Origin of the sequence: Lysobacter enzymogenes, assembly GCF_017355525.1 — a bacterium.
Taxonomy (GTDB): Bacteria; Pseudomonadota; Gammaproteobacteria; order Xanthomonadales; family Xanthomonadaceae; genus Lysobacter; species Lysobacter enzymogenes_C.
The window spans coordinates 4,714,844-4,728,829 of the sequence record NZ_CP067395.1 but is presented as its reverse complement, the minus strand read 5'-3'; the positions used below and the strand labels follow the sequence as shown (position 1 = coordinate 4,728,829).

General features: G+C 71.2%; 16 protein-coding genes. 5 read left to right on the top strand and 11 right to left on the bottom strand.

Annotation, left to right across the window (positions count from 1 at the left end):
- Positions 1-17: 17 nt before the first annotated feature.
- From JHW38_RS19965 to JHW38_RS19955, 3 genes are read right to left on the bottom strand one after another with little or no spacing between them, the layout of a single operon-like run.
- Complete coding sequence (locus JHW38_RS19965) at positions 18-719, bottom strand: HAD family hydrolase (protein WP_278249800.1); 702 nt, start codon at positions 717-719, stop codon at positions 18-20.
- On the bottom strand, positions 712-1,413 hold the full coding sequence (locus tag JHW38_RS19960; RefSeq protein ID WP_207523063.1) for a pseudouridine synthase: 702 nt from the start codon (positions 1,411-1,413) through the stop codon (positions 712-714). Before JHW38_RS19960 ends, JHW38_RS19965 begins: the two co-directional genes overlap by 8 nt.
- On the bottom strand, positions 1,410-2,462 hold the full coding sequence (locus JHW38_RS19955; protein WP_207523062.1) for a class I SAM-dependent methyltransferase: 1,053 nt from the start codon (positions 2,460-2,462) through the stop codon (positions 1,410-1,412). Before JHW38_RS19955 ends, JHW38_RS19960 begins: the two co-directional genes overlap by 4 nt.
- A gap of 96 nt (positions 2,463-2,558) precedes the next feature.
- On the opposite strand from JHW38_RS19955, the gene JHW38_RS19950 reads away from it, so the two are divergent.
- Both JHW38_RS19950 and JHW38_RS19945 read left to right on the top strand, forming a co-directional pair.
- Complete coding sequence (locus tag JHW38_RS19950) at positions 2,559-3,335, top strand: hypothetical protein (RefSeq protein ID WP_207523061.1); 777 nt, start codon at positions 2,559-2,561, stop codon at positions 3,333-3,335.
- 100 nt (positions 3,336-3,435) lie between these two features.
- Positions 3,436-3,693, top strand: coding sequence for a hypothetical protein (locus JHW38_RS19945; protein ID WP_207523060.1), 258 nt, complete (start codon positions 3,436-3,438; stop codon positions 3,691-3,693).
- 200 nt (positions 3,694-3,893) lie between these two features.
- On the opposite strand, the gene JHW38_RS19940 is transcribed toward JHW38_RS19945, so the two are convergent.
- Positions 3,894-6,398, bottom strand: coding sequence for an ABC transporter permease (locus JHW38_RS19940; protein WP_207523059.1), 2,505 nt, complete (start codon positions 6,396-6,398; stop codon positions 3,894-3,896).
- A gap of 1 nt (position 6,399) precedes the next feature.
- Positions 6,400-7,170 carry an ABC transporter ATP-binding protein gene (locus JHW38_RS19935; RefSeq protein ID WP_242690997.1) on the bottom strand — a complete coding sequence of 257 codons (771 nt, stop codon included), beginning with the start codon at positions 7,168-7,170 and terminating at the stop codon, positions 6,400-6,402.
- A gap of 308 nt (positions 7,171-7,478) precedes the next feature.
- Between JHW38_RS19935 and JHW38_RS19930 the strand changes: the two genes are divergently transcribed.
- Positions 7,479-8,009, top strand: a complete 531-nt coding sequence (locus JHW38_RS19930) for an arylesterase (protein WP_242690995.1) — start codon at positions 7,479-7,481, stop codon at positions 8,007-8,009.
- A gap of 404 nt (positions 8,010-8,413) precedes the next feature.
- Here JHW38_RS19930 and JHW38_RS19925 read toward each other — a convergent pair whose 3' ends face one another.
- The 5 genes from JHW38_RS19925 to pcaD form a co-directional block, all read right to left on the bottom strand.
- Complete coding sequence (locus JHW38_RS19925) at positions 8,414-9,670, bottom strand: D-amino acid dehydrogenase (RefSeq protein ID WP_207526435.1); 1,257 nt, start codon at positions 9,668-9,670, stop codon at positions 8,414-8,416.
- 175 nt (positions 9,671-9,845) lie between these two features.
- The gene (locus tag JHW38_RS19920; protein WP_207523057.1) at positions 9,846-10,130 is read right to left on the bottom strand and encodes a hypothetical protein; all 285 of its coding nucleotides are present in this window, start codon (positions 10,128-10,130) and stop codon (positions 9,846-9,848) included.
- A 79-nt stretch (positions 10,131-10,209) separates the two neighbouring features.
- Entirely contained in the window at positions 10,210-10,683 is a 474-nt protein-coding gene (locus JHW38_RS19915) for an RcnB family protein (protein ID WP_207523056.1), read from the bottom strand.
- Positions 10,684-10,883: 200 nt separating this feature from the next.
- Positions 10,884-11,138: a hypothetical protein gene (locus tag JHW38_RS19910; RefSeq protein ID WP_207523055.1), complete on the bottom strand. Its 255-nt coding sequence runs from the start codon at positions 11,136-11,138 to the stop codon at positions 10,884-10,886.
- A gap of 83 nt (positions 11,139-11,221) precedes the next feature.
- The gene (gene pcaD, locus JHW38_RS19905; protein WP_207523054.1) at positions 11,222-12,031 is read right to left on the bottom strand and encodes a 3-oxoadipate enol-lactonase; all 810 of its coding nucleotides are present in this window, start codon (positions 12,029-12,031) and stop codon (positions 11,222-11,224) included.
- Positions 12,032-12,165: 134 nt separating this feature from the next.
- On the opposite strand from pcaD, the gene JHW38_RS19900 reads away from it, so the two are divergent.
- A complete protein-coding gene (locus JHW38_RS19900) occupies positions 12,166-13,110 on the top strand; it encodes a LysR family transcriptional regulator (RefSeq protein WP_207523053.1) in 945 nt (314 codons plus the stop codon).
- A 94-nt stretch (positions 13,111-13,204) separates the two neighbouring features.
- Entirely contained in the window at positions 13,205-13,690 is a 486-nt protein-coding gene (locus tag JHW38_RS19895) for a DUF1772 domain-containing protein (RefSeq protein ID WP_207523052.1), read from the top strand.
- Positions 13,691-13,787: 97 nt separating this feature from the next.
- On the opposite strand, the gene JHW38_RS19890 is transcribed toward JHW38_RS19895, so the two are convergent.
- Positions 13,788-13,952 carry a DUF1328 domain-containing protein gene (locus JHW38_RS19890; RefSeq protein ID WP_207523051.1) on the bottom strand — a complete coding sequence of 55 codons (165 nt, stop codon included), beginning with the start codon at positions 13,950-13,952 and terminating at the stop codon, positions 13,788-13,790.
- Between the last annotated feature and the right edge of the window lie 34 nt (positions 13,953-13,986).

Here is a 13,986-nt window from a genome sequence, read left to right as displayed (position 1 = left end):
GCACCCACGGCGCAGGCTCAACCGGCCTGCGCCGCGCCGCGCGCCAGCACCCGCTCCAACAACCCGCGCGCCTGCTCCAGCGACGCCACGATGCGATGGCCGAACGCGCGCAGCTCCGCGCCCGGCGCGACCAGGTCCGGCACCTGGATCGGCGTCGCCCCGGCCGCCAGCGCCGCGCGCACGCCGGGTTCGGAATCCTCCAGCACCACGCAGCGGCGCACGTCGACGCCGAGTTCGCGCGCGGCCAGCAGGTAGATGTCCGGCGCCGGCTTGGGATGTTCGACGTCGCTGCCGGCGACGATGGCGTCGAAGCGGCCGATCAGCCCACTCGCGGCCAGCTTGGCCAGCGCGCGCGGGCGCTGGGTCGAGGTCGCGACGGCCTTGGGCACGCCGTGCGCTTCGAGCAGGTCGAGCAATTCCAGCAAACCGCTCTTGCGCGGCAGGCCGGCGGCGACGCGCGCGTCGTAGAGGCGGTAGCTGGTGTCGCGCAAACGGACCGCGGCGTCGTCGCCGAAGTGGCCGCTGAGGTGAGCGAGGCTGGCGCGGTCGTGCATGCCGACCATCGCCAGCCACACCGCGTCTTCGGCCGCGAGGTTTTCGGCGATCGCCGCCTCGCGCCAGGTTTCCAGCATCGCCTGCTCGCTGTCGAGCATCAGCCCGTCCATGTCGAACAACACGGCGTCGGGGACGAAATCCAAAGCTACGGCGGTGTCAGCCACGGAACAGAGTCTCGAGATCGGTGGAATCGAGCGTGCGCCATTGCCCGCTCGGCAGGTCTTGCAGCGACAGGCCGCCGATGCGCGCGCGGTGCAGCGCGTCGACGTGGTTGCCGACCGCGGCGAACATCCGCCGCACCTGGTGGTAGCGGCCTTCGGTAAGGGTCAGCCGCGCCTGCCGCGGCGCCAGCGTTTCCATCGCGGCCGGCGCCAGCGGGGTTTTTTCCGCTTCCAGCATCAGCTCGCCGCTGGCGAACACCGCCGCCTCGTCGCCGCGCAGGTCCGAGGCCAGGGTAGCTTCATAGACCTTGCCGAGCTTGGCTTTCGGCGAAACGATCCGGTGCAGCAAGGCGCCGTCGTCGGTCATCAGCAGCAGGCCGCTGGTGTCGCGGTCGAGCCGGCCGACCGGCGACAGCAACGGCGAGCGCAGGCGGAACCGCGGCGGCAGCAGGTCGTAGACGACGCGGCCGGGGTCCTTGGTCGAACAGGTGTAGCCGACCGGCTTGTGCAGCATCAGCGCGAGGCCGGCCGGCGGGTCGAGCGGTTCGCCGTCGATGCGGATCGCAGCGTGATCGACCTGATCGTCGGCGTACAGCACTTCGCCGTCGGCATCGGTGACGCGGCCCTGGCGGAACATCGCCGCGGCGTCCTTGCGGCTGCCGTAGCCGAGATTGGCGATCAGCTTGACCAGCTTCATGCCCGGCCCCGCGCGCCGCGCGCTTCGACCACCTTGAAGCCGCCGTCCTGGGCGACGGTGCGGACTTCGCCGAAGTGTTCGCCGAGCGCGTGTTCGTACGGCAGGTGGCGGTTGGCGACCATCCAGAAACGGCCGCCGCGCTCGAGCGACTGCGCCGCCACTTCGATGAAGCGGCGGCCGATGTCGGGGCGCTCCTCGCGGCCCTGGGCGTGGAACGGCGGGTTGCTGACGATGACGTCGTAGCGGCGCGGCAGTCCGGCGGTGACGTCGTGCCAGAAGCTTTCCACCGGCACCCGCGCGCCGTCGAGGTTGTGGCGGGCCAGCGCGACCGCGCGCGCCTGGGCTTCGTACAGGTCGAGCGCGGCGATGCGCGGGCAGCGCGCCAGCAGTTCGGCGGCGAGATAGCCGTAACCGGCGCCGAGGTCGGCGGCGCGGCCGGACAGATCGGCCGGCAGGTGCGCGGCGAGCAGGGCCGAGGCCGGGTCGATGCGGTCCCAGGCGAACACGCCGGGGCGGCTGCGGAAACGGCCGCCGAGGATCTCGCGCGGCGCGTCCAGCGCGGCCCAGGCGCGCGCCAGCGCGGGGTCGGCCGGGCCTTGCAGCGGCGCGGTCCAGAACGCGCGGCATTTGCGCTTGGACAGGTGACCGACCTTGCCGGCGAGCTTGGCCAGGTCGTCTTCGCCCGAACGCGCGCCTTCGTCGTTGCGCAGGCAGGCCAGCACCCGCCCGCCCGGCGCGCAGCGCGCCACGGCCTGGGCGAACAGCGCGCGCGCCTCCTCGCGCTGGCGCGGCGGCAGCACCAGCACCAGCGGGAAACGGCGCTGCGGATCCAGCGCTTCCAGATCGACCACGTCCAGGCCGCCGCGCTCCAGCGCGTCGGCGGCGGGCTTGAAGTCCTGCTCGCACACCAGCCCCGGCCGCGGCGCCTGGCGCAGGCCGAGGCCGTCGCGCGCGCGCAGGAACAAGGCCTCGCCGGGCCAGGCCAACACGCCGTCGGCGATGGGTTGGAACAGGGTCTCGAGCGCGTCGTCGGATCGGTCAACGCGCATGGCGGGCACTAGCCGGAAGGGCGGAAAGGTTCATCGCGCCGATTTTACGCGGGCGCGGGTTAGGGTGTGGCATCGCAATCGACGCAAGGAGCGCCCGTGCGCCTGCCCGTGCTGATCGCGGCCGCACTGATGCCGGCGGTGGCCTGGTTTTCGCAGCAAGGCTATTTCGGCCCCGACAACGGCGAAATCTCCGACCGCTACCCCACTTTGCTGGTCGCCGCCGGCTACGCCTTCGCGATCTGGGGCCTGATTTTCCTGCTCGATCTGGCCTTCGCCGTGTGGCAACTGGGGTCGCGCCGGCGCGAGGACGACACCTTGCAGCGGGTGCGTCCCGCGGCCGCGGCCGGCTTCACCCTGACCGCGTTGTGGATGCCGCTGTTCTCGCAGCAGTGGTTCTGGCTGGCGCTGGCGACGATCTGGCTGGCCTTGGCCTGCCTGGCCTGGGCCGCCGTGGCGCTGGCGCGCGACCCCACGCCGCTGCCGGGCCAGCGCGGCTGGGCCACGTTCGCGCTGTCGCTGCACGCCGGCTGGCTGGCGCTGGCGGCGTTCCTGAACACCGCGCAGGTGATCGTGGCCTACCGGCTGCTGCCGACCCAGGCGATGCTGGACTGGAGCCTGGGCCTGTTCGCGGCCGCGGCGCTGGTGTTGCTGGCGTTGAACGCGCGCCTGCGCGGCAGCGCCGGATTCGTATTGGCGGCGCTGTGGGGTTTGGCCGGGGTGTACGCGAAACAATCCGCATCGGCCCTGCCGGGCGCGACGGTGGCGGCGTGGACCGCGGCCGGCATCGGCGTATTGCTGCTCGCGCAGACCGCGTGGCTGCGCTTGCATCCGAAGCATCGGGTGTTCTCCGGGCATCTCTCGCCGGGCGAATGATCCGGGCCGGCCGTTTCGCATCGCGGCAACATCCGCTTCATCCGCAGCCAACGCGCGCGCCGCGAGGATGAAACCTGGTCCATCACAGGAGCGTTTCGCGATGCGAGCCCTCTTCGTCGGCGGCACTGTCGACAACAGCGAACTCGATCTGGAAGGCGGCGCGCCGCCGCGCCACTATCCGCCGAACACCGGCAGCGGCACTGCGCGTTATCGGCTGCATCACGTGGGATTGCGCGAAGGCGAGATCGCGTATGCGGTGTATGCGGCGCCGGAACTGGCCGACGGCGAAATCGAACGCGTGGCCGAGGAGCGCGGGTATGCGCGCAGGTTCGAGGCGGAGCCGCAGTTGAGCGTTTAGCGGCGGCCCTCACCCCAACCCCACCCCGGCCCGAACGCATGGCGTTCGGGCGTTCGGCGCCGCGCGAGCCAGTGGCTCGCAAGCGCGGCCCCTCACCCCGCAAGCGGGAGAGGGGCTTCAAAGCGCAAGCGTCGCTCGCTGTCCCTTCTCCCGCTAGCGGGAGAAGGTGCCCCGAAGGGGCGGATGAGGGCAACGCGGCCTCAGTTCTGCAGTTCGCGCAACGTCACCGAAGGCGGCGCATCCAACACCCGCCGCGTCGCGAACATCCCCGCCGCCAACGCCGCGAGCATGCCCGCCGCGCCGCCGGCCGCGGCCATGCGCCAGTCGAACGACCACGGCAGATCGAACACCTGCACCGCGACCACGCCGGCCAGCACCGAGGCCGCGATCGCCGCGACCAACCCCGACAATAGCCCGATCGCCGCGAACTCCGAAGCCTGCGCCAGCCGCAGCTGCCAGCGGCTGCCGCCGAGCACGCGCATCACCCCGCCTTCGAGCAGGCGCTCGTCCTGGCTCGCGCTGACCGCCGCCATCAACACCAGCACGCCGGCGAACAGCGAGAAGTAGAACACCACCTCGACCACGGTCGAGACCTGGTCGGCGGTGCTGCGCACCTGCTTGAGCACCTGCTCGACGTCGATCACCGACAGGTTCGGGAACCGCTCGACCAATTGCGAAGTGAAGCGCGTATTGGCCGCCGGCACGCTGATCGCGGTGATGTAGCTGGCCGCGTAGCCGTCCATCGAGCCGGGCGAGCCGATCACGAAGAAGTTCGGCTTGAAGCTTTCCCAATCGACCTTGCGCAGGCTGGTGATTTTCGCCTGATACGGCTGCCCGGCGATGTCGAAACCGATCCGGTCGCCGACCTTCCAGCCCAGGGTTTCGGCGAAGCCTTCCTCGACCGACACCTCCGGCTGCGCCAGCTTGTGCGGCGCCCAGAACTTGCCGTCGACGATCTTGTTGTCGTCGCGCAGCGCATCGCTCACCGACAGATTGAACTCGCGCTCGGCCAGCTGCTTGGCGCGGTCGCCACGCGCGGCGTAGCTGTCGCCGGTGACCGGCTGGCCGTTGTGGCTGACCAGCCGCGCGCGAATCATCGGGAACAAGGTCGGCGCGCCGATGCCCTGTTCGCCGATGAAGCGGCGCACATCGGCCATCTGGTCCTGCTGCACGTTGATGATGAAGCGGTTCGGCGCGTCGGCCGCCAAGGCCAGTTGCCAACGGTCGAGCAGATCGGTGCGCACGAAGGTGAGCAGCAGCAGCGCCATCAGGCCCAAACCCAGCGCCGACACCTGGGCGATGCTGGCTCCGGCGCGCCGGCTGACGTTGGCCAGCCCGTAGCGCAGCGCGCCGCGCAGGCGCGAGCGCAGGCGCCGCACCAGCACGATCAGGCCCAGCGCGAGCAAGGCCAGCACCGCGAAGGTCAGCAGGATGCCGACCAGCATGTACGCGCCGAGCATCAGCGAACCGGCTTTCCACCACAGCAAGGCGGCCAGCCCGCCGAGCCCGGCGATCGCGACCAGCCAAGCGCTGGGTTCGCTGGCGTCGAGGTCGCGGCGCAGCACGCGCAGCGCCGGCACCCGGCGCAGCGCCAGCACCGGCGGCGCGCCGAACGCGAGCAGCACGACCAGGCCGACGCCGAAACCTTGCAGCGCCGGCAGCCATCCGGCCGGCGGAATCGACATCTTCAGCGATTGCTCCAGCCAACCGCCGATCGCCCATTGCAGGGCGAACGCGAGCGCCACGCCGATCGCGCTGGCGAGCAGGCCCAGCAGCACCATCTCGCCGACATGGATGCCGACCAGGGTGCGCTGGCTGGCGCCGAGGCAGCGCATCACCGCGGTGCCGGACAGATGGCGCTCGCTGTGGCGGCGCGCGGCCATCGCCACCGCGACCGCCGCCAGCACCACCGACACCAGCGCGGCGAGGCCGAGGAAGCGGCCGGCGCGGTCGAGCGCGGAGCGTACTTCCGGGCGCGCGTCGGCGATGGTTTCCAGGCGCTGGCCGCGGCCGAGCGCGGGCTTGGCCGCGGCGACGAAGCGCTCCACCGCCGCGGCCGGGCCGGCCACGACCAGGCGATAGCGGATGCGGCTGCCGGGCTGGATCAAACCGGTGCCCGCCAGGTCGGCGAGGTTGAGGAACACCTTCGGCGCGATGTTGAAGTAATCCAGCGACGCGTCGGGTTCCTGCGTCACCAGCGCGGCCAGGCGCAGGCGCGCGTCGCCGAGGGCGATCTCCTGGCCGATCTTCGCGCCGAGGGTGTCGGCGCCGGCCTGGCTCATCCACACCGTACCCGGCGCGGGCACGCCGGGCGCGTCGCGCTCGGCGCCGCCGGCGCGCTCGGCGATGCGGAACGCGCCGCGCAGCGGGAAGCCCGCGCCGAGCGCGCGCAGGTCGCCGAGCTGCAGGCGCTCGCCGACCCGGATCATGGTTTGCAGTTCGGTGGCTTCGGCGCGGCGAAGTTCCGGCGCGTTGGCGGCTTCGCGCAACTTGCCGGCGATCGGCTGGTCGGCGCGAACCACGGCGTCGCCGCCGAGCAGGCGATTGGCCTCGATCGCCAGCGCGCGTTCGGCGCGGTCGGTGACGAAGCCGACCGCGGTCACCGCCAGCACCGCCAGCACCAGCGCGGCCAGCAGGATGCGCACATCGCCGGCTTTCAGGTCGCGGCGCAGCTGCCGCCACGCCATCGCGATCGTGCGGCCCATCTCAGCTGCGCACCAGTCGGCCGCTGTCCAGGCGGATGCGGCGGTGGCAACGTTCGGCGAGGTGATCGTCGTGGGTCACCAGGATCAAGGTCGTGCCCGCATCGGCATTGAGCTGGAACAACAGTTCGATGATCGCCTGCCCGGTGTGGGTGTCGAGATTGCCGGTCGGCTCGTCGGCGAACAGCAGCGACGGCCGGGTCACGAACGCGCGCGCCAGCGCCACGCGCTGCTGCTCGCCGCCGGACAGCTGACGCGGGTAATGGTCCAGGCGCTGGCCGAGGCCGACCTTGTCGAGGATCGCGCGCGCCGGCGCCTGCGCGTCGCGGTCGCCGCGCAGTTCCAGCGGCAGCATCACGTTCTCCAGCGCGGTCAGCGACGGCAGCAGTTGGAAGCTCTGGAACACGAAGCCGACCTTCTCGCCGCGCACGCGCGCGCGGCCGTCCTCATCGAGCGCGGAAATGGTTTCGCCGTCGAGCGTCACCGTGCCGGCGCTGGGCGAATCCAGCCCGGCCAGCAGCGACAGCAGCGTGCTCTTGCCGGAGCCCGACGCGCCGACGATCGCGACCGTGTCGCCCTTGGCGATCGCGAAACCGACCCCATCGAGGATGGTGAGTTCGCCCGACGGCAGCGTCACCCGCTTGCCGAGGTCGCGCACGTCGAGGGTGATCGGACGCGCGGGCGCCGCGGCGCCGTTGCGGTCGGTCTGCGCTCGTTCATCGTTTTCGCCGATATCGTCGGCCATGATCGCTGCGCTCAGGTCGGAAACTGCCATGATCGTCCTTCTGCTTGCCTCGCCGCATCTTCGGGAGACGTTATTAAATGATCTTTAAGAGTTCGCGCCGTGCGAAACAACCATATGCGGGGCCGGGGCGCCGGCTTCAATGGGCCATAAGTCCGGTCCGACCGGCCGCCGTCCCGCTTCTGGCTCGCCCACTGCTGGCCCGCCCGCTGCTGGCGGGCGCGCTGCTGGCAGCGGCCCTGCTCGCCGCCGCCGCGCCGCTAGCGGCGCAGCCCGCGCCCGCGGCCAAGCCGGCGCCCGCCGCCGCGCCCGCGGCCAAGGCCCAGCGCACGGTGCTGTTCATGGGCGACTCGCTGTCGGCCGGCTACGGCCTGGCCGCGCCGCAGGGCTGGGTCGCGCTGACCGCGCAGCGCATCGCCCAGACCAAACCGGGCTGGGGCGTGGTCAACGCCAGCATCAGCGGCGAGACCACCGCCGGCGGCGCCGCGCGCATCGCCGGCGAGCTGCAGCGCAACCGGCCCGCGGTGGTGGCGATCGAACTGGGCGCCAACGACGGCCTGCGCGGCCTGCCGCTGGCGCAGAGCCGGGCCAACCTGGAACGCATGATCCAGGCCGCGCAGGCGGCCAAGGCGCAGGTGCTGCTGATCGGCATGCGCATGCCGCCGAACCTCGGCCGCGAGTACACCGAGGGTTTCGAGCGCAACTACCGCGAGCTGGCGCAGAAGTATTCGACCCAGCTGCTGCCGTTCCTGCTCGAACCCGTGGCGGCCGACCGCAACAATTTCCAGAACGACAATCTGCATCCGACCGCGGCGGCGCAGCCGAAGCTGCGCGATCATGTCTGGAGCAAGTTGGGGCCGATGTTGAAGTGAGCGCGTAGCGCGACGGCGCGTGGACTGCGCCGGTCGCCGCAACGACGGCCGGGAGTTTCGCCGCGCAACCTGCTTGCCGTCATGCCCGCGAAGGCGGGCATCCAGGGCTTCATTGCGACGCTGTTGCGATGTCTTTGTATTTCGCCTTCGCGGATGCAGGCAAAAATCGAATGGGTTGCGGCGTACGCCGGAATGACCGGCGGGAAGAATCGTCGCGGTGTAGCCCTGGATGCCCGCCTTCGCGGGCATGACGGTAGGTGGGTTGCGCAATGCGACCGCCGAGCGGGAGGAAGCGTCGCGGTGAAGCCCTGGATGCCCGCCTTCGCGGGCATGACGACAGGTGGGTTGCGCGACCGCGCGGCCACGACTTCTCCGCGACGCCTCCGAGCCCGGCCGCGCGCGCCTCAGCGCGCGTAGCGCTCGGTCCCCAAGCCTTCCATATCGATCTGCGGCGTACGCCCGTCGATCAGATCGGCCAGCACCCGGCCGGTGCCCGCCGCCATCGTCCAGCCCAAGGTGCCGTGCCCGGTCGCCAGATACAGGCCGCGCACCGCGGTGGCGCCGAGCAGCGGCGTGCCGTCCGGCGTCATCGGCCGCAGGCCGCACCAGAACTCGGCGCGCGCGGCGTCGCCGCCGCCGGGGAACAGATCGCCGACCACATGCTCGAGCGTGCGTCGCCGCGCATCGTGCAGACGCAGGTCGTAGCCCGCCAGCTCGGCGGTGCCGCCGACGCGGATGCGGTCGCCGAGCCGGGTCAGCGCGACCTTGTGGGTCTCGTCCATCACCGTCGACTCCGGCGCGCGGGCCGCATCGACGATCGGCAAGGTCAGCGAATAACCCTTCACCGGATACACCGGGATGCGCAGTCCCAGCGGCGCCAGCCAGCGCGGCGAATAGCTGCCCAAGGCAAGCAGGCAAGCATCGGCCTCGAACGTCCCGGCATTGGTGCGCGCGCGCCGCCACTGCCCGCCTTGCGCCTCCAAACCGGCGAGTTCGACGCCGAAATGGAAACGCGCGCCGAGCGCCTGCGCCATCTGCGCGAGATTCTGGCTGAACTTGAAGCAATCGCCGGTCTCGTCGCCGGGCAGGCGCAGACCGCCGGCGAACTTGTCGCGCACCCGCGCCAGCGCCGGCTCGTGCCCGACGCAGCCGTCGCGGTCGAGCAGCTGATACTCCACGCCGGACTCGCGCAGGATCTCGATGTCCTTGCCGGTGTCGTCGAGCTGATGCTGGCTGCGGAACAATTGCAGCGTGCCGCGCTGGCGCGCGTCGTACTCGATGCCGGTCGCCTCGCGCAGTTCGCGCAGACAGTCGCGGCTGTACTCGGCCAGCCGCACCATCCGCCCCTTGTTGATGCGGTAACGCGCCTGGGTGCAGTTGCGCAGCATCGCCAGGCACCAGCGCCACAGCGCCGGATCCAGGCCGGGCCGGATCACCAGCGGGCGGTGCCGCATCGCCAGCCATTTGATCGCCTTCAACGGCACGCCCGGCCCCGCCCACGGCGCCGAGTAACCCGGCGAGACTTCGCCGGCGTTGGCGTAACTGGTCTCCATCGCCGGCGCGCCGCGGCGATCGATCACGTCGACTTGATGGCCGGCCTTGGCGAGGTAATAGGCCGCGGTGGTTCCGATCACGCCGCTGCCGAGGACGAGGACTTTGATGCGCGACTCCCGAATGCCCGCCGCTGCGCGGGCCTGCCGATAACCGGCGCAGCTACGCGCCGAGCCGGCAGGCTACCACCGCGCCGCGGCCGCAGGAATACGGCGAAAACATGCATCGCGCATGCAAGCGTCCGCGCGCGGCGGCGAACGGTGCGCCGGTGCGCAGCGCGCCGGCTCAGCCGGCGTGCGGCGGCGGCGGCGCCGGTTTGCAGGCCGCGTATTCCTCGCGGCTGAGCCGGCGGTCGCGGTCGGCATCGCAATGGACGATGCGCTTGGCCAGTTCCGGCGCGCGCACCGTCACCTCGGGCAAGGTCACCACGCCGTCGCCGTTGCTGTCGAGCGATTCGTAGCTCGGCAAGGCAGCGGGTTGCGGCGCCGGTTTGGGCGGGGCGGCGAACGCCGGCAGGACGGACAACGCGAATGCGGCGACCGCCGCGAACACAGCGAGACGGGGATTCATCGGAGCGGCTCCGTTGCGGGAAATCGGACAGGGAGGGATCGCGAGGCGGCCGCGCCGGAGCCGCGGCTCCGGCGCGCGCTCACAGGAAGTTGTCGTACACGGTCTGCACCACTTCGCCGCTGCGCAGATCGATCAGCAGCGCGTCGGGCCCGTAGCGCACCCATTCGTAGCCGACCGGCGGGATGTCCAGGCCGAACAGCCAGAAATCGGCGAGCACGAACTCCGGCCCCCAGTACGCGCGCGGCAGGAATTCGCCGTAGCTCCAGCGCCGGTAGACGAAGCCCGGCGGCGCGCGCCAGGGGCCGATGCGGTAGCCGCGCCGGGCCTGGAAGTTGTGGGCGAAGTAGCCGCGGTCGAACTGGTGCGGGCGCAGCTCGACGCCGCGCGGCGGCTCCATGCGCTGGTAGCCGTGCGGCGCGCGCTGCGGCTCGAACGCGCCGCCGTGGCGTTCGAACGCATTCGCGGACAGGGCCGCAACCGGCAAGACGAGCGCCAGCGCCGCGGCGGCGAGGCGACGGCGATGGGACGGACGATGACAGGACAAGGCGAACATGCTTCGGACTCCTTCTGAGGAGGCTGACGGGATGTCAGCGACGATCGCGGCTGCCGGACGCGTGCCTGTGATCCTCAGTCCGCCGGGCTGTCGTGGTGCTGGCGGAAGGATTAAAGAATTTCAATCGTAAGCCGCGCGCGAAGCGCGGGTATCTTTTGCGTAAGCGCGCCGCGGCGCTGGGCCGGCGTTCAGCGCCGCGCTCAGCGGCGGATGCGGAAGCCCGGATTCTCGTTCAACGAGCCGTCGGCCTCGACCACCACGAAACGCTCGCCGTCGCGCTGGAACACCACCGGGATCGGATCCAGGAACATCGGCCGGCGCACGAAACGCAGCTCCCAGCCGAGTTGTTCCAGCGTCGCCAAGGCGTCGAGCTGAGCGCGGTTGAGGCCGGCGCGCAGACCCACCGGGCTTACCAGTCTGGCATCGGCCTTGCGGCGTTCGCGTTGGTCGGTCATGAGCGCGCTGCGGGCGGAAGGACCGACCGACGATACTCCAAAGCCGGCGACGCGACCGCGCCGGCGGTCGCGCAAACCGAGGTTCAAGCCGCGGTCAGGAAATCGACTACGGCCTGCTCGAACGCATCGGCGCTTTCTACGTTGGCCATATGCACCACCGGCAGCGTAATCAGGCGCGCGCAGGGCACCACCGCGGCGATGGCGCGGCCGTGTTCGGGCAAGGCCACCGGATCGAACTCGCCGGCGATGACCAAGGTCGGCGCGGCGATCAGGCCGAGCGTGCGGCGCAGGTCCGCGTCGCGCACCGCGGCGAAGCTGCCGGCCAGGCCGGTCGCGCTTTGCTTCAGCAGCGCGCTGCGGAACGGTTCCACCCGCGGGTCGCGCGCTTCCAGCATCGCCTCGGGAAACCAGTTGCGCAGAAACTGCTCGGCGATGGCGCGCATGTCGGTCGCCGCCTCGGCCTCGCGGATGCGCTCGTCGAATACCGCCGCCGGGCCGAGATGGGCCGAGGTGTTGCTCAGCACCAGCCGGTCGATGCGCTCGGGCGCGCGCACCGCCAGCCACTGGCCGACGAAGCCGCCGAGCGACAGGCCGAGGAAGTGCACCCTGTCCAGGCGCAGCGCGTCGAGCAGTTCCAGCACGTCGCGGCCGAGCCGGTCGAGCGAATAGGCGCCGGCCGGCGCATCGGACGCGCCGTGGCCGCGCGCGTCGTAGCGCAGCACGCGAAAGCGCCGGCTCAACGCCGGGATCTGCGCGTCCCACATATGCAGGTCGGTGGCGATCGAGTTCGACAGCAGCAGCACCGGCAGGCCGGGATCGCCGTCGAAGCGGTAGGCGATGCGGACGCCGTCGCCGGTGAGGATGTGCGAGGAAACGCTGGCGGAAGTGGACACGGACGGACTCCTGGAAAGATCGGTATCGCGGCTCGGGCATCGCGGGACGATGCCGCCGCATGCCGTGCATCCTGGTTGCCGGGCGCCCGGATTGATATTACAAAGATCGCAATATCCTTGTAGATAAAGCGGACATGTCCGGATTCACCCTGCACGACCTGCAATGCTTCGACGCGGTGGTCCGGGCCGGCGGCTTCCAGGCCGCCGCGGCGGCGCTGCACCGTTCGCACCCGGCGGTGTTCGCCGCGGTCGCGCGGCTGGAACGCCAGCTCGGCCTGGAACTGCTCGACCGCAGCGGCTACCGGGTCGCGCCGACCGCGGCCGGACGCTCGTTCCAGCGCCGCGCGCAAGGCCTGCTCGGCGAACTGCAACAACTGCGCGCGCATGCCGAGCACCTCGCGATGGGCGAGGAAAGCGAGCTGCATATCGTGCTCGGCGACCTGTGCCCGCGCCCGCAGGCGCTGGCGGTGCTCGGCCGCTTCTTCGCGCAGTGTTCGAATACGCGCCTGCACCTGCACTTCGAATCGGTCAGCGGGCCGCGCGAGCGTTTGCTCGACGGCAGCGCCGACCTGATCGTGCACCGCATCGACGCCGGCGACGCGCGCGTGGACGCGATCGCGCTCGGCGAAGCGACGATGGTGCCGGTGGTCGCGCCCGGCTTCCTGCCCTTCCCCATCGACCGCACGATTCGCCCCGACCAGTTGCGCGGCCTCACCCAATGCGTCATGCGCGACAGCGCGCGGCATTCGCCGCCGGTGGACTACTTCACCATCGACGGCGCGCCGCAATGCACGGTGGCCGATCAGTTGATGAAGAAGGATCTGATCGCGCACGGCCTGGCCTGGGGCCATATGCCGGGGTTTCTGGTCGAGGAGGAATTGCGCGACGGGCGGCTGCTGTCGATCGCCGGCCGCTACCTGCCGGGGCGCAGCGAGCGCGTGGTCGCCGCGCGCCGCGCCGACCGCGCGCACGGGCCGGTGGCCGAACGGCTGTGGACGTACCTGCGCGCCCAGGCCCCGCACTTCCGCGCGGCCTTGGCGCCGGCCACGCGCGCGAGACCCAAGACGACGCGCCGCTGAGCTTTGTCATCGCCCGCCGGACGGTAGCCGGCGGCGCCGAGCGCGGCGCTACCATCGCCCGCGCCGCGCCGTCGCGGCGTTTGCGGAGCGCGTCATGGACCTCGCCGCCGTGGTGCACGCCCTGGCCTTCGTCGAGACCCTGCTGCTCGGCCTGATGGCCGGCTTCTTCTACGCGTTCTCGATCTGCGTGATGGACGCGCTGGCGCAGCGACCGCCGGCGCAGGCGGTCGCGGCGATGCAGGCGATCAACCGGGTCGTGCTGAACCGCCTGTTTCTGCCGGTATTCGTGGGCCTTGCGCCGCTGTCGCTGTTGACCGCCGCACTGGCGTTCGCGGCGTGGCCGTTGCGGCCGGCGCTATGGGCGGCGGCGGCGAGCCTGCTGTACTGCGCCGGGACTTTCGCCGTCACCGTCGTGCGCAATGTGCCGATGAACGATGCTTTGGCCCGGGTCGATACGGACGGCGCCGACGCCGCGGCGCGTTGGGCCGGCTATCTCTCGCGTTGGATGCGCTGGAACCACGTGCGCAGCCTGAGTTCGTTGGCGGCCTTGGCGTGCGCCGCGATGGGACTGCGCGGCTGAGCGCCGCAAAACGAAGCCGGGCCGGCGAACCGGCCCGGCTGCATGCGGCGCTTGAGCGGCGCGCCGCGAAGGGCGAATGCCCGGCTTACGCTGCGGTTTACGCCACCGGACGGCGGCCGCGCAGCAACGAGATCACCGCCAGCACCACGAACACCACGAACAGGATCCAGGCGATGTTGCTGGCGGCGCCGGCGATGCCGGTGAAGCCCAGCACGGCGGCGATCAGGGCGATGACGAAGAATACGACGGCATAGTGCAGCATGCGAAACCTCCTGCGGCATGTGGCGCATCGGGGA

Excerpts from the sequence above, each read along its gene's own strand:
- JHW38_RS19895 (WP_207523052.1), top strand. The coding sequence starts at position 13,205 with ATGGACCTCGCCGCCGTGGTGCACGCCCTGGCCTTCGTCGAGACCCTG.
- JHW38_RS19890 (WP_207523051.1), bottom strand. The coding sequence starts at position 13,952 with ATGCTGCACTATGCCGTCGTATTCTTCGTCATCGCCCTGATCGCCGCC.
- JHW38_RS19960 (WP_207523063.1), bottom strand. The coding sequence starts at position 1,413 with ATGAAGCTGGTCAAGCTGATCGCCAATCTCGGCTACGGCAGCCGCAAG.
- JHW38_RS19910 (WP_207523055.1), bottom strand. The coding sequence starts at position 11,138 with ATGACCGACCAACGCGAACGCCGCAAGGCCGATGCCAGACTGGTAAGC.
- JHW38_RS19920 (WP_207523057.1), bottom strand. The coding sequence starts at position 10,130 with ATGAATCCCCGTCTCGCTGTGTTCGCGGCGGTCGCCGCATTCGCGTTG.
- JHW38_RS19945 (WP_207523060.1), top strand. The coding sequence starts at position 3,436 with ATGCGAGCCCTCTTCGTCGGCGGCACTGTCGACAACAGCGAACTCGAT.
- JHW38_RS19955 (WP_207523062.1), bottom strand. The coding sequence starts at position 2,462 with ATGCGCGTTGACCGATCCGACGACGCGCTCGAGACCCTGTTCCAACCC.
- JHW38_RS19940 (WP_207523059.1), bottom strand. The coding sequence starts at position 6,398 with ATGGGCCGCACGATCGCGATGGCGTGGCGGCAGCTGCGCCGCGACCTG.
- JHW38_RS19930 (WP_242690995.1), top strand. The coding sequence starts at position 7,479 with ATGGGCGACTCGCTGTCGGCCGGCTACGGCCTGGCCGCGCCGCAGGGC.
- JHW38_RS19915 (WP_207523056.1), bottom strand. The coding sequence starts at position 10,683 with ATGTTCGCCTTGTCCTGTCATCGTCCGTCCCATCGCCGTCGCCTCGCC.
- JHW38_RS19900 (WP_207523053.1), top strand. The coding sequence starts at position 12,166 with ATGTCCGGATTCACCCTGCACGACCTGCAATGCTTCGACGCGGTGGTC.
- JHW38_RS19935 (WP_242690997.1), bottom strand. The coding sequence starts at position 7,170 with ATGGCAGTTTCCGACCTGAGCGCAGCGATCATGGCCGACGATATCGGC.